At 44.5% G+C, this 23,957-nt stretch carries 28 protein-coding genes; all 28 read right to left on the bottom strand.

What is annotated here, in order from left to right:
• Positions 1–11: 11 nt before the first annotated feature.
• The gene (secY, locus tag K8B83_RS03075) at positions 12–1,352 is read right to left on the bottom strand and encodes a preprotein translocase subunit SecY (RefSeq protein ID WP_188740693.1); all 1,341 of its coding nucleotides are present in this window, start codon (positions 1,350–1,352) and stop codon (positions 12–14) included.
• A gap of 7 nt (positions 1,353–1,359) precedes the next feature.
• Positions 1,360–1,794 carry a 50S ribosomal protein L15 gene (gene rplO / locus K8B83_RS03070; RefSeq protein WP_188740694.1) on the bottom strand — a complete coding sequence of 145 codons (435 nt, stop codon included), beginning with the start codon at positions 1,792–1,794 and terminating at the stop codon, positions 1,360–1,362.
• A 4-nt stretch (positions 1,795–1,798) separates the two neighbouring features.
• Positions 1,799–1,981 carry a 50S ribosomal protein L30 gene (gene rpmD / locus K8B83_RS03065; protein WP_188740695.1) on the bottom strand — a complete coding sequence of 61 codons (183 nt, stop codon included), beginning with the start codon at positions 1,979–1,981 and terminating at the stop codon, positions 1,799–1,801.
• Between the two features lie 6 nt (positions 1,982–1,987).
• Positions 1,988–2,491 carry a 30S ribosomal protein S5 gene (rpsE, locus tag K8B83_RS03060; RefSeq protein WP_137224583.1) on the bottom strand — a complete coding sequence of 168 codons (504 nt, stop codon included), beginning with the start codon at positions 2,489–2,491 and terminating at the stop codon, positions 1,988–1,990.
• A gap of 10 nt (positions 2,492–2,501) precedes the next feature.
• Positions 2,502–2,852, bottom strand: a complete 351-nt coding sequence (gene rplR, locus K8B83_RS03055) for a 50S ribosomal protein L18 (protein WP_188740696.1) — start codon at positions 2,850–2,852, stop codon at positions 2,502–2,504.
• A gap of 10 nt (positions 2,853–2,862) precedes the next feature.
• A complete protein-coding gene (gene rplF / locus K8B83_RS03050; protein WP_188740697.1) occupies positions 2,863–3,396 on the bottom strand; it encodes a 50S ribosomal protein L6 in 534 nt (177 codons plus the stop codon).
• A 10-nt stretch (positions 3,397–3,406) separates the two neighbouring features.
• Complete coding sequence (gene rpsH / locus K8B83_RS03045; RefSeq protein WP_188740698.1) at positions 3,407–3,799, bottom strand: 30S ribosomal protein S8; 393 nt, start codon at positions 3,797–3,799, stop codon at positions 3,407–3,409.
• Positions 3,800–3,822: 23 nt separating this feature from the next.
• The gene (rpsN, locus tag K8B83_RS03040; protein WP_188740699.1) at positions 3,823–4,128 is read right to left on the bottom strand and encodes a 30S ribosomal protein S14; all 306 of its coding nucleotides are present in this window, start codon (positions 4,126–4,128) and stop codon (positions 3,823–3,825) included.
• A gap of 10 nt (positions 4,129–4,138) precedes the next feature.
• A complete protein-coding gene (gene rplE / locus K8B83_RS03035; protein ID WP_160056431.1) occupies positions 4,139–4,678 on the bottom strand; it encodes a 50S ribosomal protein L5 in 540 nt (179 codons plus the stop codon).
• Positions 4,679–4,691: 13 nt separating this feature from the next.
• Complete coding sequence (gene rplX, locus K8B83_RS03030) at positions 4,692–5,006, bottom strand: 50S ribosomal protein L24 (protein WP_188740700.1); 315 nt, start codon at positions 5,004–5,006, stop codon at positions 4,692–4,694.
• Positions 5,007–5,016: 10 nt separating this feature from the next.
• Positions 5,017–5,385: a 50S ribosomal protein L14 gene (rplN, locus tag K8B83_RS03025; protein WP_011635649.1), complete on the bottom strand. Its 369-nt coding sequence runs from the start codon at positions 5,383–5,385 to the stop codon at positions 5,017–5,019.
• Between the two features lie 177 nt (positions 5,386–5,562).
• Positions 5,563–5,811 (bottom strand): 30S ribosomal protein S17, encoded by a 249-nt coding sequence (gene rpsQ, locus K8B83_RS03020; RefSeq protein WP_160056435.1) that lies wholly within the window; start codon positions 5,809–5,811, stop codon positions 5,563–5,565.
• Positions 5,811–6,002, bottom strand: a complete 192-nt coding sequence (gene rpmC, locus K8B83_RS03015) for a 50S ribosomal protein L29 (protein WP_006083592.1) — start codon at positions 6,000–6,002, stop codon at positions 5,811–5,813. Before rpmC ends, rpsQ begins: the two co-directional genes overlap by 1 nt.
• Positions 6,002–6,412: a 50S ribosomal protein L16 gene (gene rplP / locus K8B83_RS03010; RefSeq protein WP_160056437.1), complete on the bottom strand. Its 411-nt coding sequence runs from the start codon at positions 6,410–6,412 to the stop codon at positions 6,002–6,004. Before rplP ends, rpmC begins: the two co-directional genes overlap by 1 nt.
• A gap of 11 nt (positions 6,413–6,423) precedes the next feature.
• Entirely contained in the window at positions 6,424–7,113 is a 690-nt protein-coding gene (gene rpsC, locus K8B83_RS03005; RefSeq protein ID WP_188740701.1) for a 30S ribosomal protein S3, read from the bottom strand.
• A 12-nt stretch (positions 7,114–7,125) separates the two neighbouring features.
• A complete protein-coding gene (gene rplV / locus K8B83_RS03000; protein ID WP_160056441.1) occupies positions 7,126–7,458 on the bottom strand; it encodes a 50S ribosomal protein L22 in 333 nt (110 codons plus the stop codon).
• Between the two features lie 15 nt (positions 7,459–7,473).
• Positions 7,474–7,752 carry a 30S ribosomal protein S19 gene (gene rpsS, locus K8B83_RS02995; RefSeq protein WP_006083596.1) on the bottom strand — a complete coding sequence of 93 codons (279 nt, stop codon included), beginning with the start codon at positions 7,750–7,752 and terminating at the stop codon, positions 7,474–7,476.
• A 14-nt stretch (positions 7,753–7,766) separates the two neighbouring features.
• Entirely contained in the window at positions 7,767–8,591 is an 825-nt protein-coding gene (gene rplB, locus K8B83_RS02990) for a 50S ribosomal protein L2 (protein WP_188740702.1), read from the bottom strand.
• A 16-nt stretch (positions 8,592–8,607) separates the two neighbouring features.
• Positions 8,608–8,910 carry a 50S ribosomal protein L23 gene (rplW, locus tag K8B83_RS02985; protein WP_124729276.1) on the bottom strand — a complete coding sequence of 101 codons (303 nt, stop codon included), beginning with the start codon at positions 8,908–8,910 and terminating at the stop codon, positions 8,608–8,610.
• Positions 8,907–9,512, bottom strand: coding sequence for a 50S ribosomal protein L4 (rplD, locus tag K8B83_RS02980; RefSeq protein ID WP_188740703.1), 606 nt, complete (start codon positions 9,510–9,512; stop codon positions 8,907–8,909). Before rplD ends, rplW begins: the two co-directional genes overlap by 4 nt.
• A gap of 16 nt (positions 9,513–9,528) precedes the next feature.
• Complete coding sequence (rplC, locus tag K8B83_RS02975) at positions 9,529–10,167, bottom strand: 50S ribosomal protein L3 (protein ID WP_188740704.1); 639 nt, start codon at positions 10,165–10,167, stop codon at positions 9,529–9,531.
• 27 nt (positions 10,168–10,194) lie between these two features.
• Positions 10,195–10,506 (bottom strand): 30S ribosomal protein S10, encoded by a 312-nt coding sequence (gene rpsJ, locus K8B83_RS02970; RefSeq protein ID WP_011070616.1) that lies wholly within the window; start codon positions 10,504–10,506, stop codon positions 10,195–10,197.
• Positions 10,507–10,859: 353 nt separating this feature from the next.
• Positions 10,860–12,044 (bottom strand): elongation factor Tu, encoded by a 1,185-nt coding sequence (gene tuf, locus K8B83_RS02965; RefSeq protein WP_188740705.1) that lies wholly within the window; start codon positions 12,042–12,044, stop codon positions 10,860–10,862.
• 69 nt (positions 12,045–12,113) lie between these two features.
• Complete coding sequence (fusA, locus tag K8B83_RS02960) at positions 12,114–14,210, bottom strand: elongation factor G (protein ID WP_188740706.1); 2,097 nt, start codon at positions 14,208–14,210, stop codon at positions 12,114–12,116.
• Between the two features lie 79 nt (positions 14,211–14,289).
• The gene (gene rpsG, locus K8B83_RS02955) at positions 14,290–14,760 is read right to left on the bottom strand and encodes a 30S ribosomal protein S7 (RefSeq protein WP_160056453.1); all 471 of its coding nucleotides are present in this window, start codon (positions 14,758–14,760) and stop codon (positions 14,290–14,292) included.
• 82 nt (positions 14,761–14,842) lie between these two features.
• Positions 14,843–15,217 (bottom strand): 30S ribosomal protein S12, encoded by a 375-nt coding sequence (gene rpsL, locus K8B83_RS02950; protein WP_025823559.1) that lies wholly within the window; start codon positions 15,215–15,217, stop codon positions 14,843–14,845.
• A 177-nt stretch (positions 15,218–15,394) separates the two neighbouring features.
• Positions 15,395–19,621, bottom strand: a complete 4,227-nt coding sequence (gene rpoC, locus K8B83_RS02945; RefSeq protein ID WP_188740708.1) for a DNA-directed RNA polymerase subunit beta' — start codon at positions 19,619–19,621, stop codon at positions 15,395–15,397.
• Between the two features lie 82 nt (positions 19,622–19,703).
• Positions 19,704–23,735 carry a DNA-directed RNA polymerase subunit beta gene (rpoB, locus tag K8B83_RS02940; protein ID WP_188740709.1) on the bottom strand — a complete coding sequence of 1,344 codons (4,032 nt, stop codon included), beginning with the start codon at positions 23,733–23,735 and terminating at the stop codon, positions 19,704–19,706.
• Between the last annotated feature and the right edge of the window lie 222 nt (positions 23,736–23,957).

The following is a 23,957-nucleotide window of genomic DNA, read 5'->3' as shown; positions in this document are numbered from 1 at the left end:
TCAAAGTAATCTTATTTACCAAAGCGATCTAAGTTTGCTTTGTTCACAAGATTAGCTTTCTTCATCACAGACTCATATTGATGAGACATCATATGGGTCTGAACCTGAGCCATGAAGTCCATGATTACGACTACAATAATTAGTAGTGAAGTACCGCCAAAATAGAACTGTACTTTCCACGCAATTAACATGAACTCCGGAATTAAGCAGATAAAGGTAATATATAACGCACCCGCTAAGGTTAAACGTGTCATTACTTTATCTATGTAACGCGAAGTCTGTTCTCCGGGACGGATCCCAGGAATGAATGCACCACTCTTTTTCAAATTATCCGCTGTTTCGCGTGGATTGAAAACCAACGCAGTATAGAAGAAACAGAAAAAGATAATTGCTGTCGCGTACAATAATGAATACAGCGGTTGTCCTGGTGACACAGCTAAAGCGAAATCGCTTAACCATGACATGGACTCATTTTGACCAAACCACTGAGCCAGTGTGCCTGGAAACAAAATAATGCTGGACGCAAAAATTGGTGGAATCACACCTGCCATGTTCACTTTTAACGGTAAGTGAGTGCTTTGCGCTGCAAAAACCTTACGGCCTTGTTGACGCTTAGCGTAGTTAACGACGATACGACGTTGACCACGTTCCACAAATACCACTAAATAAGTTACTGCAAATACGATAACCGCGAGCAACAGTAGTACCAATACATTCATGTCACCTTGACGCGCTTGCTCGGCTGTTGAGCCGATAGCCGACGGTAAACCTGCAACGATACCTGCGAAAATTAAAATCGAAATACCATTACCAATACCGCGTTCGGTAATCTGTTCGCCTAGCCACATAAGGAACATAGTTCCGGTAACCAAACTCACAACAGCAACAAAGTAAAAACCAAATCCTGGGTTGGCAACTAGGCCAGGCATAAGATTTGGTAAACCTGTTGCAATACCGACAGATTGCAATGTACCCAACACAAGTGTGCCGTATCTTGTATATTGACTTATTTTTTTACGCCCTGACTCGCCTTCTTTTTTCAATTCAGCAAGTGCAGGATGCACAACAGTCAACAACTGCATAATAATCGATGCCGAAATATACGGCATGATACCTAATGCGAAGATAGAGGCACGCTCTAAAGCACCACCCGAGAACATGTTAAACATGCCAAGGATGGTATCTTTTTGCTGAGCAAAAAGCTCTGCTAATACAGCAGCGTCAATACCAGGAATTGGCACGAACGAACCGGCTCTAAAGACGATAATCGCACCAATCACGAACAGAAGGCGAGTTTTCAATTCTGATAAACCACCTTTCGCGCTTTTTAAATCAAGTCCTGGTTTTGCCATCGACGTATTATTCCTCGATCTTGCCACCGGCAGCTTCAATAGCTGCACGAGCACCTTTGGTTACCTTCAGACCTTTTACAGTCACTGGGCGGTCAATGGTACCTGAAAGAACGATTTTCGCAAACTGGATGTTGCGAGTAATAACGTTCGCATCTTTCAGTGCATTCAAATCGACAACATCACCGTTAACTTTTGCTAGTTCGAGTAAACGAACTTCAGCTGATACCAAAGCACGACGCGAGGTAAAACCAAACTTAGGTAAACGGATCTTAAGTGGCATTTGACCACCCTCGAAGCCAGGGCGTACACCGCCACCGCTACGAGATTTCTGACCCTTGTGACCGCGACCTGCAGTCTTACCTAAACCTGAACCAATACCACGGCCTACACGCTTAGGAGCAGATTTAGAACCTGCTGCTGGAGATAGAGTATTTAGACGCATTATCTTATTCCTCCACCGAAACCATGTAGTACACCTTATTAATCATACCACGAACTGAAGGAGTATCTTCAAGCTCTACAGTGTGACCAATACGACGCAGACCTAAACCGGTTAGGGTTGCACGGTGTTTTGGTAAACGACCGATGCTGCTTTTAGTCTGTGTTACTTTTAAAGTTTTAGTAGCCATGGTGCATTACCCCCGAATTTCATCAACATTCAGGCCACGTTTTGCTGCGATTTGAGCTGGTGACTTCATGTGCACCAACGCATCGACAGTTGCGCGAACGATGTTGATCGGGTTAGTAGAACCGTATGCTTTTGACAGAACGTTATGAACGCCTGCAACTTCTAATACGGCACGCATTGCGCCACCGGCAATAATACCGGTACCCTCTGATGCTGGTTGCATATAAACTTTAGAACCAGTATGGCGACCTTTAACTGGGTGATGCAGAGTACCTGCGTTCAACTCCACGGTTACCATATTACGACGGGCTTTTTCCATTGCTTTTTGAATAGCAGCTGGAACTTCACGCGCTTTACCATAGCCATAGCCGATCTTACCGTTACCGTCACCCACTACTGTTAGTGCTGTGAAGCTAAAGATACGACCGCCCTTAACTACTTTAGAAACACGATTAACTGCAATTAATTTCTCTTGCAGATCGTCTTTTTGCTGAGCTTCTAATTTAGCCATTTATAACCCCTTAGAATTTCAGGCCAGCTTCACGAGCGGCATCTGCTAAAGCAGCTACACGACCGTGATACTTGAATCCAGAACGGTCGAACGCAACAACAGCTACGCCCTTCTCGATCGCACGCTCAGCAACAGTTTTACCCACTGCTTTAGCCGCATCTACGTTTCCGGTACTCTTTAGTTGCTCTTTAACTGTTTTTTCAACAGTCGACGCAGCAGCTAACACCTTAAATTCAGGACTGATCACCTGAGCATAGATGTGACGCGGTGTACGATGTACAACCAGACGGTTCACGCCTAGCTCTTGGATCTTCTTACGAGCACGCAAAGCGCGACGTAAGCGAGATGTTTTCTTATCCATATCGCGTTACCTACTTCTTCTTAGCCTCTTTACGGCGTACAACTTCGTCGTCATAGCGAACACCTTTGCCTTTGTATGGCTCTGGTGGACGGTAACCACGAATGTTGGCTGCTGTTTGACCTACTAACTGCTTATCAACGCCTGTTAGGACGATTTCAGTTTGGTTAGGACATTCGGCAGTAACGCCTGCGGGTAGTTTATGTACCAACGGATGTGAGAAACCTAAAGTTAAGTCTAAGTCGGTACCAACAATCTTTGCACGGTAACCAACGCCAACTAATTTTAATTTCTTCACAAAACCTTGTGATACACCAACAACCATGTTGTTTACTAGTGCACGTGCAGTACCTGCCTGTGCCCAAGCGTCAACAGCGCCTTCGACAGGTAGAAACTTAATTTGTGCATCTTCGATAACAACATTAACCGCATTGTTGATTACTCGAGTCAGACTTCCTTTACCGCCTTTGACGGTTAAAGCCTGTTCGTTTTTAGTCACCTCTACGCCAGCAGGGATAGTGACTGGTGCTTTTGCAACACGAGACATTACTAACTCCTTACGCTACGTAGCAGATAACCTCACCACCCGTGCCAACTTGGCGGGCGGCACGATCAGTCATCAAGCCTTTAGAAGTGGACACGATTGCGATACCCAGACCGCCCATCACCTTTGGTAACTCGTCTTTACCTTTGTAAATACGAAGACCAGGACGACTTACGCGCTGGATAGTCTCAACGACTGGTTTGCCTTGAAAATACTTTAATGTAATTTCTAATTCAGGCTTAGCTTCATCTGCTACGGCGTAGTCAGTAATGAAACCTTCTTCTTTAAGTAATTTCGCAATTGCTACTTTTAACTTAGCTGAAGGCATCTTTACAGATACGTGGTTAGCAGCTTGGCCGTTACGAATACGTGTTAACATATCCGCAATAGGATCTTGCATGCTCATATTAGCTTACTCCGTACAAGTGCTTACCAGCTGGCCTTACGTAGACCAGGAACTTCACCACGCATTGTCGCTTCACGTAATTTAATACGGCTTAAACCGAATTTACGTAAAACACCATGTGGGCGACCAGTTTGATTACAGCGATTGCGTTTACGCGATGCGCTTGAATCACGTGGTAGTGCTTGCAACTTAAGTACTGCATCCCAACGATCTTCATCAGAAGTGTCTGGGCTGCTGATAGTAGCTTTAAGTGCTAGACGCTTTTCAGCATACTTAGCTACGAGCTGTGCACGTTTTAATTCACGTGCTTTCATAGATGTTTTAGCCATTATGCTACCCTTATTTCTTAAATGGGAAGTTAAAAGCGGTCAACAAAGCACGACCTTCTTCGTCATTCTTCGCAGTAGTAGTGATAACAATATCCATACCACGAATCTTATCGATTTTATCGTAATCGATTTCTGGGAAGATGATCTGTTCTTTCACACCCATTGCGTAATTACCACGACCGTCAAACGCTTTTGCGCTTAGGCCACGGAAGTCACGAATACGTGGAATTGCAATGTCAACTAGACGCTCTAAGAATTCCCACATACGCTCACCGCGTAGGGTAACTTTACAGCCAATAGGGTAGCCTTCACGGATTTTAAAACCAGCAACTGATTTACGAGCAACAGTTACAACTGGCTTTTGACCAGCGATTGCAGTCATGTCACGAAGCGCATGCTCCATAACTTTCTTATCTGCAACTGCTTCGCCAACACCCATGTTTAGGGTGATTTTCTCAATCCGAGGGACTTGCATGACACTGCTATAACCGAACTTTTTAGCTAGTTCAGCGACTACAGTCTCTTGATATTTATCATGCAGTTTCGCCATCGTTTACTCCAAATTACTTAACGAGTTCGCTGTTCGACTTAAAGAAACGGACTTTTTTACCGTCTTCAAATCGGAAACCAACACGATCTGCCTTGCCTGTGGCTTGGTTAAAGATCGCAACGTTTGATGCTTGAATCGGTGCTTCTTTCTCGATAACGCCGCCAGTCACGCCCAATTGTGGGTTTGGCTTCTGGTGCTTTTTAACTAGATTGATGCCTTCAACAATTAATTTACCAGTAGGTAGAACTTGAGAAACCTTACCGCGTTTACCCTTGTCTTTACCTGCTAATATTACTACTTCGTCTTCGCGACGTATTTTAGCTGCCATTTGAAGCTCCTTACAGTACTTCTGGTGCCAGCGAGACAATTTTCATGAATTTATCATTACGCAATTCACGTGTCACTGGGCCAAAGATACGAGTACCAATCGGTGCAAGGTTTGCGTTAAGCAATACCGCTGCATTCCGATCGAAGCGAATGACAGAACCGTCTGGACGACGTACGCCTTTCTTAGTACGGACTACCACCGCGTTATATACATCACCTTTCTTCGCTTTAGCGCGAGGAATTGCTTCTTTAACAGAAACTTTGATGATGTCGCCGATACCGGCATAACGACGATGAGAGCCACCCAAGACCTTAATACACTGAACTCTGCGTGCGCCGCTGTTACATGCGACGTCTAGAGTCGATTGCATTTGGATCATTTCAAGTGCTCCGCTATCGTTACTACACAATCCCACTATGGGAGTATATTTGAACCAAATTTAAGTAATAATTTACTCAAAAATGGCGCGCAAGTATAACACCACATTTTAAGAATGCATAGCAAAAAAAACAAACGGCCCCAAATACTGGAGCCGTTTACGTTATCCTAATGAAAATTAGGCTTTTGTTACTACTTCAGCAAGTGTCCAAGACTTAGTCTTAGATAGAGGACGACATTGACTAATAGTCACGATGTCACCTTCATTACACTGATTAGTTTCGTCATGTGCATGGATCTTAGTTGTACGCTTGATGTACTTCCCATAGATTGGGTGTTTCACTTGGCGTTCAATAGCAACAGTGATAGATTTTTCCATCTTGTTACTAACAACTTTACCTTGCAAAGTACGGATTTTATCAGACATTACGCACCTGCCTTAGAAGTAATAATGGTCTTAACACGTGCAATGTTACGACGCACTAGCTTCAACTGATTCGTTTGAGTCAATTGACCAGTAGCGTGTTGCATACGCAGGTTAAACTGCTCACGCAGCAGACCAAGTAATTCAGCGTTAAGTTCTTCAACGCTCTTTTCTCTTAGTTCGCTCGCTTTCATTACATCACCGTCTTAGTTACGAAGGTAGTCTTTAAAGGAAGCTTAGCTGCTGCTAAAGCGAAGGCTTCACGAGCCAACGTTTCAGAGACACCATTCATCTCATAAAGAACCTTACCAGGTTGAATCTGACATACCCAGTATTCAACGTTACCTTTACCTTTACCCATACGCACTTCAAGAGGCTTAGAGGTAATTGGCTTGTCAGGGAAAACTCGAATCCAAATTTGTCCTTGACGTTTAACATGACGTGTCATGGCACGACGTGCAGATTCGATTTGACGTGCAGTTAAACGGCCACGGCCGACTGCTTTCAAACCGAAAGTACCAAAGCTAACTTCAGTACCGTTCGCTAGACCACGGTTGCGGCCTTTGAACATCTTGCGAAACTTCATACGTTTAGGTTGCAGCATAAAAGTTTCTCCTATTTACCACGAGGCTTACGCTTAGGTTGCTGCTTAGGCTCTTCAATTGCTGGTACTAAACCGTCTAAAACTTCACCTTTGAAGATCCAAACTTTAATACCAATCACACCATATTGAGTGTGACTTTCAGCAGTTGAGTAGTCGATATCAGCACGTAATGTATGTAAAGGTACACGACCTTCACGATACCATTCAGAACGTGCGATTTCAGCACCGCCTAAACGGCCGCTCACTTCAACTTTGATACCTTGAGCACCAATGCGCATAGCATTTTGTACCGCACGCTTCATAGCGCGACGGAACATAACACGACGCTCTAACTGCTGAGCAATAGAGTCAGCAACGAGCTTAGCGTCTAATTCAGGCTTACGGATCTCAGCGATGTTGATTTGAGCAGTAGTGCCTGTGATTTTAGACACATGTGCACGTAATACTTCAACGTCTTCACCTTTCTTACCAATCACAACACCTGGACGGGCAGTGTGAATAGTAACGCGGATGCTTTTCGCTGGGCGTTCAATAACAATCTTAGATACTGATGCGGCTTTTAACTTTTCAGTTAAATATTGACGCACTTCCCAGTCGCTGTTCAGATTTTTTGCATAATCTGACTTATCTGCGTACCAGGTAGAGATCCAAGGCTTAGTGATACCCAGACGGATACCATTAGGATGTACTTTCTGTCCCATTGCTCTCTTCTCCTAGCGATCTGATACAACCACAGTGATGTGGCTGGTACGCTTCATGATACGATCAGCGCGGCCTTTGGCACGTGGCATGATACGCTTCATTGTTGGGCCTTCATCTACGAAGACGGCTCCAACTTTTAGCTCATCAATGTCAGCGCCTTCGTTGTGTTCGGCGTTTGCGATAGCTGAGTCAAGTACTTTTTTAACTAGTACGGCGGCTTTCTTTGGGCTGAAGGTCAAAATCTCAAGCGCCTTAGAAACAGGCAACCCGCGAATTTGATCAGCAACTAGACGGGCCTTCTGCGCAGACGTACGAGCAAAACGATGTTTAGCTAAAACTTCCATCTTATTCCTCCCGTATTAGCGCTTCTTCGCTTTCTTATCTGCAGCGTGGCCGCGATAAGTGCGAGTTGGTGAAAATTCACCAAGCTTGTGACCGATCATTTCGTCAGTTACGAACACAGGAACGTGCTGACGACCATTATGGACAGCGATGGTCAACCCAATCATATTAGGGATGATCATTGAGCGGCGTGACCAAGTTTTAATTGGCTTCTTGTCACCCGCTTCCATCGCTTTCTCTACCTTCTTCAGCAAGTGCAGGTCAATGAAGGGACCTTTCTTGAGAGAACGTGGCATGGCGAATCCTCTTACTATTTATTACGACGACGTACGATGTACTTGTCAGTGCGCTTGTTGCTACGAGTTTTATAACCCTTAGTCGGCACACCCCATGGACTCACTGGATGACGTCCACCAGAAGTACGGCCTTCACCACCACCATGTGGATGGTCTACTGGGTTCATTGCAACACCACGAACTGTAGGGCGTATGCCTCTCCAGCGCTTAGCACCTGCTTTACCTAACTGGCGTAGCATATGCTCGGCATTACCAACTTCACCAAATGTCGCGCGGCAATCTACTGGAACTTTACGCATTTCGCCAGAGCGAAGACGTAGAGTTGCATAAGCACCATCACGAGCAACAACTTGTACATAAGCACCAGCTGAACGTGCGATCTGAGCGCCTTTACCAGGCTTCATCTCAACAGCGTGCACAACACTACCTACAGGAATGTTGCGTAACGGCATTGCGTTACCAGTCTTGATGTCTGCTTCCAAGCCAGATTTGATTGCATCACCAGCTTTCATGCCTTTTGCAGCAAGAATATAGCGACGCTCACCATCTGCATACAGTACTAGTGCAATGTGCGCAGTACGGTTTGGATCGTATTCAATACGTTCAACTTTTGCAGGGATACCATCTTTGTCGCGTTTGAAGTCGATTAGACGGTAATGTTGCTTATGTCCACCACCTACGTGGCGTACAGTGATACGGCCAGTATTGTTACGGCCACCACTTTTAGTTTTCTTCGCCAACAGGCCAGCAAAAGGTTTACCCTTATGCAAGTCCGTATTCACCACTTTAACTACGTGGCGACGACCTGGAGAGGTTGGCTTACACTTAATAACTGCCATGATAATTCTCCTTTGCTTACTCAGCGCCGCCGACGAAATCGATGTCAGCACCAGCAGCTAAAGTTACATAAGCTTTTTTCCAATCGCTACGACGACCAACACGGCCACCGGTACGTTTAGTTTTGCCTTTGTTAACTAAAGTGCGAACTGAATCTACTTCAACTTCAAATAGCTTCGCTACTGCAGCTTTGATCTCTGCTTTAGTCGCATCGATTGCTACGCGGAAAACTACAGTGTTGTTCTTCTCAGCAACGACAGTACTCTTTTCAGAGATGTGTGGAGCTAGAATCACTTTTAGCAAACGTTCTTCGCGGATCATGCTAGCATCTCCTCGATTTGCTTCACTGCATCAGCAGTAACAAGAACAGTGTTGAACGCAATTAGACTAACTGGGTCTAGACCCGCTACGTCACGTACGTCAACTTTGTATAAGTTGCGAGCTGCTAAGAATAAATTCTCATCAACTTCAGCAGTAACAATTAGAACGTCTTCTAGGTTCATTGCTGCTAACTTAGCTTTTAACTCTTTAGTTTTAGGAGCTTCAACGCTAAATGATTCAACAACAACTAAACGCTCTTGACGTACCAATTCAGAAAGAATGCTCTTAAGAGCACCACGGTACATCTTTTTGTTAACTTTTTGGCTGTGATCTTGAGTTTTAGCAGCGAATGTTACGCCACCGCCACGCCAGATTGGGCCTTTAACACTACCAGCACGAGCGCGGCCAGTACCTTTTTGGCGCCATGGCTTTTTGCCAGAGCCAGTTACTTCTGCACGAGTCTTTTGGCCACGAGTGCCTTGACGTGCATTTGCAGCGTACGCTACAACTACCTGATGAACCAGTGCCTCGTTAAAGTCACGGCCGAAGGTAGTTTCGGAAACTTCAAGAGCGCTTTGCGCGTCTTTCAATACCAATTCCATTACTATCTCCTCAGACCTAAGCTTTAACTGCAGGCTTAATGATCAAATCACCATTGGTAGCGCCTGGAACTGCGCCGCGTACTAATAACAAGTTACGTTCAGCATCTACACGTACAACGTGTAAATTTTGAGTAGTTACTTGCTCAGCACCCATATGACCTGACATTTTTTTGCCTTTGAATACACGACCAGGCGTTTGGTTCTGACCGATAGAACCGTTCGCGCGGTGCGCCAATGAGTTACCGTGAGTCATATCTTGAGTACGGAAATTCCAACGCTTAACGCCGCCTTGGAAACCTTTACCTTTTGATTGACCAGTAACATCTACTTTCACTACTTCAGCGAAAATATCAACATTAAGCTCAGCACCAACTTCAATGCCTTCGCCTTCACCATCTGCAAGACGCATTTCCCATAAACCACGACCAGCTTCTACGCCGCCCTTGGCAAAATGACCTGCTTCTGCTTTAGTGATGCGATTGGCTTTTTTGGTACCAGTAGTCACTTGAAGTGCGCGGTAGCCGTCAGTTTCTAAAGTTTTAACTTGAGTAACTCGGTTGCCAGCAATTTCAATTACTGTTACAGGGATTGACGCACCATCTTCAGTGAAGATGCGAGTCATACCCACTTTACGACCAATAAGACCGATAGCCATCTCTCAAACCTCTTCTAAGGATCTCAATTAACCTAAGCTAATCTGAACGTCGACACCAGCCGCAAGATCTAAACGCATTAACGCGTCTACAGTCTTTTCTGTTGGCTCTACGATGTCAACTAAGCGCTTGTGGGTACGAAGTTCGTACTGATCACGTGCATCTTTATTAACGTGCGGAGAGATCAAAACGGTATAACGCTCTTTGCGTGTTGGTAGTGGAATAGGACCACGTACCTGCGCGCCTGTACGCTTAGCAGTTTCAACGATTTCCGCTGTAGACTGATCAATCAAACGATGATCAAAGCCTTTCAAGCGGATACGGATTCTTTGGTTCTGCATTGACCAGAGCTCCTAAAATGGACACATAAAAAATCACCCTCTAGCTTTTTCCTTTCTGGAAAAGCAGAGCGAGATGATTTAACCGTTCGACTCCCAATCGGAGTCGCTATGAAAATGAATAACCTAATTGGTTAAACATATATTTCGCTGCACATGTCAGCAAGTGGGCAATTATACAGATCTTAAAACGGAGATCAAGCCCATTGTGTAAATAGTCTTCAAAAAGAGTTTCTACAAACAATAGCGGCGCATTTTACACACTTTACTAACGATTGCCACTAGATTGTGTAATTATTTTGAAAAACAAAAAAGGAAGCCGAAGCTTCCTTTTTTAGTGTCAACTAAAGTCGCTATTACGCGATGATTTTAGCTACAACACCAGCACCAACTGTACGGCCACCTTCACGGATAGCGAAACGTAAACCGTCGTCCATCGCGATTGGGTAAATCAAAGTAACAACCATCTTAACGTTGTCACCAGGCATAACCATTTCTACGCCTTCTGGTAATTCGATAGTACCAGTCACGTCAGTTGTACGGAAGTAGAACTGTGGACGGTAACCTTTGAAGAATGGAGTGTGACGTCCGCCTTCTTCTTTTGATAACACGTACACTTCTGATTCGAATGTAGTGTGTGGCGTGATTGAACCAGGCTTAGCTAGTACTTGACCACGTTCTACGTCATCACGCTTAGTACCACGTAATAACACACCACAGTTCTCACCTGCACGACCTTCGTCAAGCAGTTTACGGAACATTTCTACACCAGTACAGGTTGTCTTAGTAGTCGCGTGAACACCAACGATTTCTACTTCGTCTGATACACGTACAATACCACGCTCAACACGACCAGTTACCACTGTTCCACGACCTGAAATCGAGAATACGTCTTCGATTGGTAGTAGGAATGGCTTATCGATGTCACGCTCTGGCTCTGGAATGTAAGAGTCTAGTGCTTCTGCAAGCTCAAGAATTTTGCCTTCCCATGCTGCATCGCCTTCTAACGCTTTTAATGCAGAACCTTGAATAACTGGTAAGTCATCACCTGGGAAGTCGTATTCTGATAGAAGTTCACGAACTTCCATTTCTACTAATTCTAGTAATTCTTCGTCATCTACCATGTCACATTTGTTCATGAATACGATGATGAAAGGTACACCTACCTGACGTGAAAGTAGGATGTGCTCACGAGTCTGTGGCATTGGGCCGTCAGTCGCTGCTACTACTAGGATTGCGCCGTCCATCTGTGCAGCACCAGTGATCATGTTTTTAACATAATCCGCGTGACCTGGACAGTCTACGTGAGCGTAGTGACGTGATGGAGTGTCATATTCGATGTGAGAAGTATTAATTGTAATACCGCGCTCACGCTCTTCTGGAGCGTTATCGATTTGAGCGAAGTTTTTAACTTCACCACCATAAGTCTTAGACAATACAGCAGAGATAGCTGCAGTTAAAGTTGTTTTACCATGGTCAACGTGACCAATGGTGCCTACGTTTACGTGAGGCTTACTACGTTCAAATTTAGCTTTTGCCACGATAAATTCCTTTCTTTTCAGAAGTGCTCGATTAATTCGAGCAATATAACATTAATGCCGTAACCAATATTAGTTACGAGATTCTATAATCGCTTTTGCAATGTTTTGCGGTGCATCTGCGTACTTATAAAACTCCATAGAGTAAGAAGCACGGCCCTGAGATGCAGAGCGCAAATCAGTTGCATAACCAAACATTTCAGATAGAGGCACTACTGCATGAACAAGTTTAACACCTGCGATGCCATCGTCCATACCTTCAATTATGCCACGACGTCGGTTTAAATCACCAACTACATCGCCCATATAATCTTCAGGTGTAGTTACTTCTACTTTCATACAAGGTTCGAGCAACGCCGGGTTTGCATCTAGCGCACCCTGTTTGAAGCCCATAGAACCTGCAATTTTGAACGCCATTTCATTCGAGTCCACATCATGATATGAACCATCGAACAATGTGACTTTCACATCCAGAACAGGATAACCAGCTAATACGCCGTTTTTCATCTGTTCCTGAATACCTTTGTCAACCGCAGGAATGTATTCACGCGGAATAACACCACCAACGACTTCATTGACAAATTCGTAGCCTGCACCCTCTTCGAGTGGTTCTAATCTGAGCCATACATGGCCAAATTGGCCACGACCACCAGATTGGCGTACAAATTTGCCTTCCACTTCCACTTTTGAACGAATGGTTTCACGATAAGCAACCTGAGGTTTACCTACGTTACATTCTACACTGAACTCGCGACGCATACGGTCAACGATAATGTCTAAGTGTAGCTCACCCATTCCAGATATTAGTGTTTGAGCTGATTCTTCGTTAGTTTCAACACGGAATGAAGGGTCTTCTGCTGCTAATTTTTGCAGCGCAATACCCATTTTATCCTGATCGGCTTTCGAACGAGGCTCAACGGCAATGGTAATTACGGGTTCAGGGAACTCCATGCGTTCAAGAATCACTTTGTGATCTGTATCGCAAAGAGTATCACCAGTTGTTACATCTTTTAGACCTATAGCCGCGGCGATATCACCAGCACGTACTTCTTTTAGCTCAGTACGATCGTTTGCGTGCATTTGCACCATACGACCAATACGTTCACGCTTCTGTTTAACAGAATTGTAAACCCCTGCGCCTGTCTCAAGTACGCCGGAATATACCCGGATAAAGGTAAGTGTTCCAACAAATGGATCAGTCGCAATTTTAAATGCCAATGCAGCAAAAGGCGCATTGTCATCTGATTTACGTTCAACTTCTTTTTCATCATCATCGATACCCTTGATTGCAGGTACATCGATAGGTGATGGTAAAAAGTCAACAACAGCATCAAGAACCGCTTGCACACCTTTGTTCTTAAATGCAGAACCACAGGTAGCGAGGACGATCTCGTTGTTAATTGTGCGCTGACGCAGAGCTGCTTTAATCTCGGCTTCTGATAGCTCACCTTCTTCAAGGTATTTGTCCATCAGTTCATCTGAGGCTTCAGCTGCTGCTTCCACAAGATACTCATGCATTTCTGCAGCTTTTGCTGCGAGATCTGCAGGAATGTCTTCATATGTGAATGTCATACCCTGATCTGTTTCAGACCAGTTAATGGCTTTCATCTTTATTAAATCAATAACGCCTTTGAAGTTTTCTTCAGAACCAATGTTTAATTGGATTGGCACACAAGTCGCACCAAGACGATTACGAATTTGTTTAATCACTCGGTCAAAATCTGCACCTGCACGGTCCATTTTGTTAACAAATACCATACGCGGAACGTGGTACTTGTCAGCTTGGCGCCATACGGTTTCAGATTGCGGTTCTACGCCTGATGAGCCACAGAATACAACTACGGCCCCATCAAGTACGCGCAATGAACGCTCAACTTCAATCGTGAAGTCTACGTGACCTGGGGTATCGATGATATTAATACGGTGTTCAGCGAACTGAGCTTCCATACCGCGCCAAAAAGTGGTTACAGCAGCTGAAGTGATAGTAATACCACGTTCTTGCTCTTGTACCATCCAGTCGGTCGTGGCGGCGCCGTCGTGCACCTCACCGATTTTATGAGACATACCGGTATAGAACAGAACACGTTCTGTTGTGGTAGTTTTACCTGCATCCACATGAGCAACGATACCGATATTACGATAAAGCTCAATTGGGGTTGTACGAGCCACTATTTATACCCTCTCAACTAAAACTTTTGGTTTTAGCAATATCAACAATATGGAGCGGGCAAAAGCCCGCTCCATTATATTACCAACGGTAATGAGCAAAGGCTTTGTTAGCTTCAGCCATGCGATGCACGTCTTCACGCTTCTTAACAGCAGTACCTTTGTTTTCAGACGCATCTAGCATTTCACCTGCTAGACGTAAAGCCATAGATTTTTCACCACGTTTGCGAGCAGCTTCAACTAACCAGCGCATCGCTAGTGCGTTACGACGCACTGGACGAACTTCACATGGTACTTGATAAGTTGAACCACCAACACGACGAGATTTAACCTCGACTGAAGGGCGAACGTTATCAAGGGCTGCTTCAAGGATAGTTAAATGATTTTCGCTTTTCTTTTCAGCGACAACATCTAATGCCTTGTAGATAATTTTTTCTGCAGTAGACTTTTTGCCGTCCTGCATAATGACGTTGATGAACTTAGCCAACAACTCACTGTGAAACTTTGGATCTGGTAGGATTTTACGTTGTCCTACAACGCGACGTCTTGGCATATCAATTCTCCGTATGCTTCAGGTATTTCCAAAACTGGAATGTCAAATAAATACTAGCTTGGCCTTACTTAAACGGGATACGTTAAGACTTAGGACGCTTAGCACCGTACTTAGAACGGCCTTGGCGACGTGTAGTCACGCCAGCACAGTCTAATGCGCCACGAACAGTGTGGTAACGCACACCTGGTAAGTCTTTAACACGACCACCACGGATGAGGATTACACTGTGCTCTTGCAAGTTATGGCCTTCACCACCGATGTACGAAGTTACTTCGAAACCGTTAGTTAGACGCACACGAGCTACTTTACGTAGTGCAGAGTTAGGTTTTTTAGGTGTTGTAGTGTACACACGAGTACAAACACCACGTTTTTGTGGGCACGCGTTCAACGCAGGCACATTAGTCTTTTCGACTTTTGGCGCGCGTGGCTTACGTACCAACTGGTTTACAGTTGCCATGTATAGCTCCGACAGTTGATTTAAACTCAACAATTAGGTGTGAAAAATCTATATCCCACAATGGTGGGACGCGGAATTTTAGAAAGGTAATGGCTGCCTGTCAAGAAATAGCCAACTTTTCGTGCAAATTCCAATAAAAAAGGCGCCATTGGCGCCTTTTTTTAACATAACGCTAACTTAATCTTGGCTACCAGCCAAATTTAGTAGATCCGCTAGGTTTTGTTCAGCTTCACTTGCTGTGACGGTTGCCACTTCAACGTTGCCTTTAGAGTTTGCAGATTTTGCACGCTCTTCATTACGCGTTTTATGGTAAGCATAACCAGTACCAGCAGGGATCAAACGACCTACGATTACGTTTTCTTTCAGACCACGTAATGGATCGCTCTTACCACCAACGGCTGCTTCAGTTAACACACGTGTGGTTTCCTGGAACGATGCAGCTGAAATGAATGATTCAGTAGCCAAAGATGCTTTGGTAATACCCAATAGTTCACGTTCATACGTAGCTGGCGCTTTACCTTGAGCAATTAACTCACGGTTAGCGATTTTCACGCGTGAAACTTCAACTTGCTCGCCTTCTAAGAACTCACTGTCACCTGCAGATGTGATTAAACACTTACGCAGCATTTGACGAATGATAACTTCGATGTGCTTGTCGTTGATCTTTACACCCTGTAAGCGGTAAACATCCTGTACTTCGTTCACAATGTAGTTTGCTACGTTGTGGATACCACGAAGACGTAAAATGTCATGTGCAGCTTCTGGGCCGTCAGCAATAACTTCACCACGTTCGACTTTTTCACCTTCGAACACGTTTAAGTTACGCCATTTAGGGATCATCTCTTCATAGTGTTCACCACCATCAGCTGGTGTAATCACTAGACGACGCTTACCTTTTGTCTCTTTACCGAACGAGATAGTACCTGAGATTTCTGCAAGAATTGCAGGCTCTTTTGGCTTACGCGCTTCGAATAAGTCAGCAACACGTGGTAGACCACCGGTGATGTCGCGTGTTTTAGACGATTCTTGTGGAATACGTGCTAATGCGTCACCAACGTTGATTTTCGCGTTATCGTCTTTCGACACAATCGCGTTACCAGGTAAGAAGTATTGAGCTGGTACTTCAGTACCAGGGATCATTAGGTCGTTACCGTCAGCATCAACTAGACGAATGGCTGGACGTAATTCTTTACCTGCAGAAGTACGCGCACCAATTTCTAGTACAACAACTGAAGACAAACCAGTTAACTCGTCAGTTTGACGTGTCATGGTTACGCCGTCGATCATGTCAACAAACTTAACACTACCGGCTACTTCAGAGATAATTGGGTGAGTATGTGGATCCCAGTTTGCGATAATTTCGCCTGCTGCCACTTCACTGTCTTCTAACTTCTCTAATACGGTACCGTAAGGCACTTTATAACGCTCTTTCTCACGACCTAGCTCATCGATGATGGCTAACTCAGAAGAACGAGACACGATAACGAGTTTACCGTCGATGTTAGAAACATGCTTAGCATTGTGTAGCTTCAGAGAACCCGCGTTCTTAACTTGAACGTTGTTTTCTGCAGAAGCTCTCGATGCCGCACCACCAATGTGGAACGTACGCATGGTTAACTGTGTACCTGGTTCACCAATTGACTGTGCTGCCACAACACCAATCGCTTCACCGTGGTTAATAATATGACCACGAGCCAAGTCACGGCCGTAACATGCTGCACACACACCGAAGTCTGTTTCACAGGTAATTACAGAACGTACAATCACTTCATCGATGCTGTGCTCTTCTAGCGTATTACACCATGCTTCATCAAGAAGTGTGTTGCGTGGTGCAAGTACTTCTTCTGTGCCTGGTTTCAATACGTCTACGGCAACAACTCGACCTAGAACGCGTTCACGTAACGGCTCAACAACATCACCACCTTCAATCAGCGGTTTCATTGTTAGACCATGCTCAACACCACAGTCGTCTTCAATAACAACTAAGTCTTGTGCAACGTCTACTAGACGACGTGTTAGGTAACCCGAGTTTGCTGTCTTCAATGCGGTATCGGCAAGACCTTTACGCGCACCGTGAGTAGAAATAAAGTACTGGAGTACGTTTAGGCCTTCACGGAAGTTAGCCACAATTGGGGTTTCGATGATTGAGCCGTCAGGCTTAGCCATCAGACCACGCATACCCGCAAGCTGACGGATCTGTGCAGCACTACCACGAGCGCCCGAGTCAGCCATCATATAGATGCTGTTAAACGATGCTTGTTTCTCTTCAACGCCGTCACGGTTAATCACTGTCTCAGATGACAGGTTTTCCATCATTGCTTTAGAAACTTTTTCGTTAGCAGATGCCCAGATATCGATAACTTTGTTGTAACGCTCACCAGCGGTAACAAGACCTGACTGGAACTGCTCTTGAATTTCAAGTACTTCAGCTTCTGCGTCGGCAACTAAGGTGTATTTCTCAGCTGGGATAACCATATCGTCAATACCAACAGAGGCACCTGAGATGGTCGCAAAACGGAAACCGGTATACATCAATTGGTCAGCAAAGATAACGGTATCTTTAAGACCTAGTTGACGATAACAGGTGTTCAATAGCTTAGAGATCTGCTTCTTACCCATGTTTTGGTTAACCAAATCATATGATAAGCCTTCTGGCAGAATTAACGATAAAAGCGCACGACCAACAGTCGTATCTACGATACGTGTGGCTTTAGTTCTTTCACCGTCATCAGCAATTGTGGTCTCAGTAATACGTACTTTAACGCGAGCATGTAGCTCAGCTGCACCAGTAGCATATGCTTTTTCTACTTCAGCAACTGAAGAGAAAGCCATACCTTCACCACGGCCATTAATACGCTCACGGCTGGTGTAGTATAAACCTAATACAACGTCTTGAGACGGTGTAATTACAGGCTCACCGTTAGCTGGTGACAGAATGTTGTTGGTTGACATCATCAACGCACGAGCTTCTAACTGAGCTTCAAGCGTTAATGGTACGTGAACCGCCATTTGGTCACCGTCGAAGTCGGCGTTATATGCCGCACAAACTAACGGATGCAATTGAATTGCTTTACCTTCAATCAGAACAGGTTCAAATGCTTGAATACCTAGTCTGTGAAGTGTTGGTGCACGGTTAAGCATCACAGGATGTTCACGAATCACTTCGTCTAATACATCCCATACTTCAGCCTGTTCGCGTTCAACCATCTTTTTAGCAGCTTTAATAGTTGTAGCTAAGCCACGACCTTCTAACTTGCCATAGATGAATGGTTTGAATAGCTCAAGTGCCATCTTCTTAGGAAGACCACACTGATGCAGACGTAAAGTAGGACCTACGGTAATTACCGAACGACCTGAATAGTCAACACGCTTACCTAGTAAGTTCTGACGGAAACGACCTTGCTTACCCTTGATCATATCAGCAAGAGATTTAAGCGGACGCTTGTTAGAACCGGTAATAGCACGACCGCGGCGACCGTTATCTAATAGCGCATCAACTGACTCTTGTAACATACGCTTTTCGTTACGTACGATAATGTCAGGCGCAGCTAGATCTAACAGACGCTTCAAACGGTTGTTACGGTTAATTACGCGGCGGTATAGATCGTTAAGATCTGACGTCGCGAAACGACCACCATCTAACGGCACTAATGGACGTAGATCAGGTGGTAGAACCGGTAATACTTTTAAGATCATCCACTCTGGTTTGTTACCAGATGTGAAGAATGCTTCCATCAGCTTAAGGCGTTTTGTCACCTTTTTACGACGGGTTTCTGAGTTGATTGATGGCAACTCTTCGCGCATTTGTTCGATCTGTTCTTCTAAGTTGATAGCACGTAGCAATTCTAAAACTGCTTCTGCACCCATCTTAGCTTCAAACTCGTCACCGTATTCTTCTAACGCATCAAGATACGTTTCTTCGGTAAGCATTTGGCCGCGCTCAAGCGTGGTCATGCCAGGCTCAATAACAACAAATGATTCGAAATACAGTACGCGTTCAATATCACGCAACGTCATATCAAGCATTAAGCCGATACGTGACGGAAGTGATTTTAAGAACCAAATGTGGGCAACTGGGCTAGCCAATTCAATGTGACCCATGCGCTCACGACGCACTTTAGTCTGGGTAACTTCTACGCCACACTTTTCACAAATCACACCACGGTGCTTAAGACGTTTGTATTTACCACACAAACATTCGTAATCTTTAACCGGACCAAAGATACGCGCACAGAACAAACCTTCACGCTCAGGCTTGAATGTACGGTAGTTAATGGTTTCTGGCTTCTTTACTTCACCAAAAGACCAAGAACGGATGAGATCTGGCGAAGCCAAACCAATTTTAATTCCGTTAAATTCTTCAGTCTTACTTTGCTGTTTAAGAAACTTTAATAAGTCTTTCACGTTTCTCTCCTGAAGGAGTTAAACCAGGTGCTTTGCTGATGCAAAGCACCCTTGGTTACCAAACATTGCTTAAGTGCGATGCTTACTCTTGGTCCAACTCGATATTAATACCAAGTGAACGGATTTCCTTCAACAACACGTTGAAAGACTCAGGCATGCCTGGTTGCATCTGATGGTTACCGTCGACGATGTTTTTATACATCTGAGTACGACCGTTAACGTCATCTGACTTAACTGTTAGCATTTCTTGTAGAGTATAAGCTGCACCGTATGCTTCAAGTGCCCACACTTCCATCTCACCGAAACGCTGACCACCGAATTGAGCTTTACCGCCCAATGGTTGTTGTGTTACTAAGCTGTACGAACCGGTTGAACGGGCGTGCATCTTGTCATCAACTAAGTGGTTCAGTTTGAGCATGTACATGTAACCTACAGTTACTTTACGCTCAAATTCGTTACCGGTACGGCCGTCACATAATGTTAACTGGCCTGACTCAGGTAAGCCTGCAAGAGCAAGCATTTGCTTGATCTCTTTCTCTTTAGCACCGTCGAATGCTGGTGTAGCAATCGGCACACCACCTTTAAGGTGAGTCGCTAAGCGCACAACTTCATCATCGCTGAACGAATTGATGTCAACACGCTGAAGCACGTCATCACCTAAATCGTATACTTGCTTGATGTAGTCGCGAAGTTCGGCAATTTCACGCTGCTCTTCAAGCATAGCAGTGATCTTGTTACCAATACCTTTCGCTGCAGCACCCATGTGAACTTCAAGTACCTGACCGATGTTCATACGCGATGGTACGCCCAATGGGTTAAGTACGATGTCTACAGGATTACCTTCTTCATCGTATGGCATGTCTTCGATTGGACAAATCTTCGAGATAACACCTTTGTTACCATGACGACCCGCCATCTTGTCACCTGGTTGAATAGTACGTTTAACGGCTAAGTAAACCTTAACGATTTTCAGTACACCTGGTGCCAAGTCATCACCTTGAGTGATCTTGCGACGCTTAATTTCAAACTTCTTGTCAAAGTCAGCTTTTAGCTCTTCGTGCTGTTCAGCTAACTGCTCTAGTTCAGTTTGTTTTGCTTCGTCGTCGATAACTTGAATTAACACGTCTTTACGTGGGATTTCAGCTAATTTAGCTTCAGAATAACCCACAGACAGTAACAAGTTACGTGCACGGCTCAATACACCTTCTTCAAGGATCTTGAACTCTTCACCTAAGTCTTTACGAGCTTGGCGTACGTGCATTTCTTCGATTTCAAGCGCGCGCTTGTCTTTTTCAACGCCGTCACGGGTAAATACCTGAACGTCGATGATGGTACCTTTTACTGAGTTAGGCACACGTAATGAGCTGTCCTTAACGTCAGAGGCTTTTTCACCAAAAATAGCACGGAGTAGCTTCTCTTCTGGGGTTAATTGTGTTTCACCTTTAGGTGTCACTTTACCCACTAGAATGTCGCCACCTTTCACTTCAGCACCAATGTAAACGATACCTGATTCATCTAATTTAGATAAAGCAGACTCACCTACGTTTGGAATGTCAGCAGTGATTTCTTCGCTACCCAATTTAGTATCACGAGCAATACAAGAAAGCTCTTGGATATGGATAGTTGTGAAACGATCTTCTTGCGCAACGCGCTCAGAAATTAAGATCGAGTCTTCGAAGTTATAACCGTTCCAAGGCATGAACGCGATACGCATGTTTTGACCAAGAGCCAAATCACCTAAGTCGGTTGATGGACCATCGGCTAATACGTCACCACGAACCACTGGCTCGCCAACGAAACAACAAGGACGTTGGTTAATACAGGTGTTTTGGTTTGAACGGGTATATTTAGTTAAGTTATAAATGTCGATACCGGCTTCGCCAGGGCGTAGCTCATCTTCATTTACTTTAACAACGATACGGCTTGCATCAACGTAGTCAACAACACCACCACGTTTAGCAGCAACAACCACACCTGAGTCAACAGCAAGTGTACGCTCAATACCAGTACCTACTAGCGGCTTATCAGCACGTAATGTAGGAACGGCTTGACGTTGCATGTTAGCACCCATCAATGCACGGTTAGCGTCATCGTGTTCTAAGAATGGAATAAGTGACGCTGCAACAGAAATAATCTGTTGTGGCGAAACGTCCATATATTGAACGTCAGCTGCACGCATAAAGGTTGATTCACCTTTATGACGACACGCAATTTGCTCTTCAACCATACGGCCAGTAGAGTCAACTTCAATGTTTGCCTGTGCAATAACATAACGACCTTCTTCGATTGCTGATAAGTATTCCACTTCATCAGTAATCACACCATCAACCACTTTGCGGTAAGGCGTTTCTAAGAAACCGTAAGAGTTAGTGCGTGCAAAACTTGCTAGCGAGTTGATTAGACCAATGTTTGGACCTTCAGGGGTCTCAATTGGACATAAACGACCGTAGTGAGTTGGATGTACGTCACGTACTTCGAAGCCGGCACGTTCACGAGTTAAACCACCAGGGCCAAGTGCAGAAATACGACGCTTATGCGTTACTTCTGATAGCGGGTTGTTTTGATCCATGAACTGAGACAACTGTGAAGAACCGAAGAATTCTTTCACTGCTGCAGAAATTGGCTTCGCATTAATTAAGTCTTGTGGCATAAGCTCGTTTAGATCGCCTAAAGATAGACGTTCACGAACAGCACGCTCAACACGAACTAAACCAACACGGAATTGGTTTTCTGCCATCTCACCTACGCTACGAATACGACGGTTACCTAAGTGGTCAATATCGTCGACTTCATCATAGCCGTTGCGGATTTCGATGATTTTCTTCATTACAGCAACGATGTCTTCTTTAGACAACACGCCATTACCTTCGTCTTCATCAATTTCAAGACGACGGTTGAACTTCATACGACCTACTTTCGATAAGTCATAACGTTCTTCACTGAAGAATAAGTTTTGGAATAAACTTTCTGCTGCATCTTTGGTTGGTGGCTCGCCAGGACGCATCATACGATAAATCTCAACTAACGCTTCTAAGCGGTTAGTTGTAGAGTCAATGCGTAATGTGTCAGCAATATAAGCACCGTGGTCAAGATCATTAATAAACAATGTATCAATGTTCTTGATGCCAGCTAAAGATAACTTAGCTAAATCTTCTAAAGAGATCTCGCTGTTAGCAGTAACTAATACTTCACCTGTATCTTCGTCGATATAGTCTTGTGCAGCATACTTACCAACAATGTAATCTACTGGCACTTCAAGCTCAGTGGTGTTGGTTTTCTCAAGTTGCTTAATATGACGCGCAGTAATACGACGGCCAGCTTCAACCAATAAAGAGCCTTCTGCATCTTTAATGTCATAGCTTGCAGTTTCGCCGCGTAAACGGTCTGGCACAAGTGCCATAACAAGTGAGTCTTTTTTGATCTTAAACTCAATACGCTCAAAGAATAAATCTAAGATGTCCTGAGTAGAGTATTCAAGTGCACGTAAAATAATCGTTGCCGGTAATTTACGACGACGGTCAATACGAACAAATAAAGCATCTTTAGGGTCAAATTCAAAGTCAAGCCATGAACCACGGTAAGGAATAATACGTGCGTTATACAGCACCTTACCTGAAGAGTGGGTTTTACCACGGTCATGATCAAAGAACACGCCTGGAGAACGGTGTAACTGAGACACAATAACACGCTCAGTACCGTTAATAACGAAAGTACCGTTATCAGTCATCAATGGGATATCACCCATGTAGACTTCTTGCTCTTTAATGTCTTTAACAGTACCGGCTGCAGCTTCACGGTCAAACAACACCATGCGTAATTTAACGCGAAGTGGTGCTGAATAAGTAACACCGCGGATCTGACATTCTTTCACATCAAAAACTGGCTCACCTAGCTTGTAGCTGACATATTGCAGCTCACTATAGCCAGAAAAGCTCTTGATAGGAAAAACGCTACGGAATGCAGCTTCTAAGCCGCGCTCACCCGTAGGGTCTTGATCGGTGAACTTCTTAAAAGAGTCTAACTGGATAGACAATAAATAAGGGATATCCAAAACTTTTGGACGCTTACCAAAGTCTTTGCGAATACGCTTCTTTTCAGAATAGGAGTAAACCATGGGTTTCCTCTGCTTACGAGATGTGACCAAGACTGAAATAATATAATTAAATCAGCACGTTTGCCCATCACCGTTGATGGCAAGAACCTAACCAGTAATCTCTGCTAGGGACTGCTAAAACTGGCGACAAACGGTGAATAAAAATCGCCTGCGCATAAAGCGCAAAAAAGGCCGACGGTTAAAAAACCGCCAGCCTTCACCCAATTGCTTGGGTGAGCAAGT

Origin of the sequence: Shewanella inventionis, assembly GCF_019931735.1 — a bacterium.
Lineage (GTDB): Bacteria > Pseudomonadota > Gammaproteobacteria > Enterobacterales > Shewanellaceae > Shewanella > Shewanella inventionis.
This window is presented reverse-complemented; position numbering and strand designations above follow the sequence as displayed.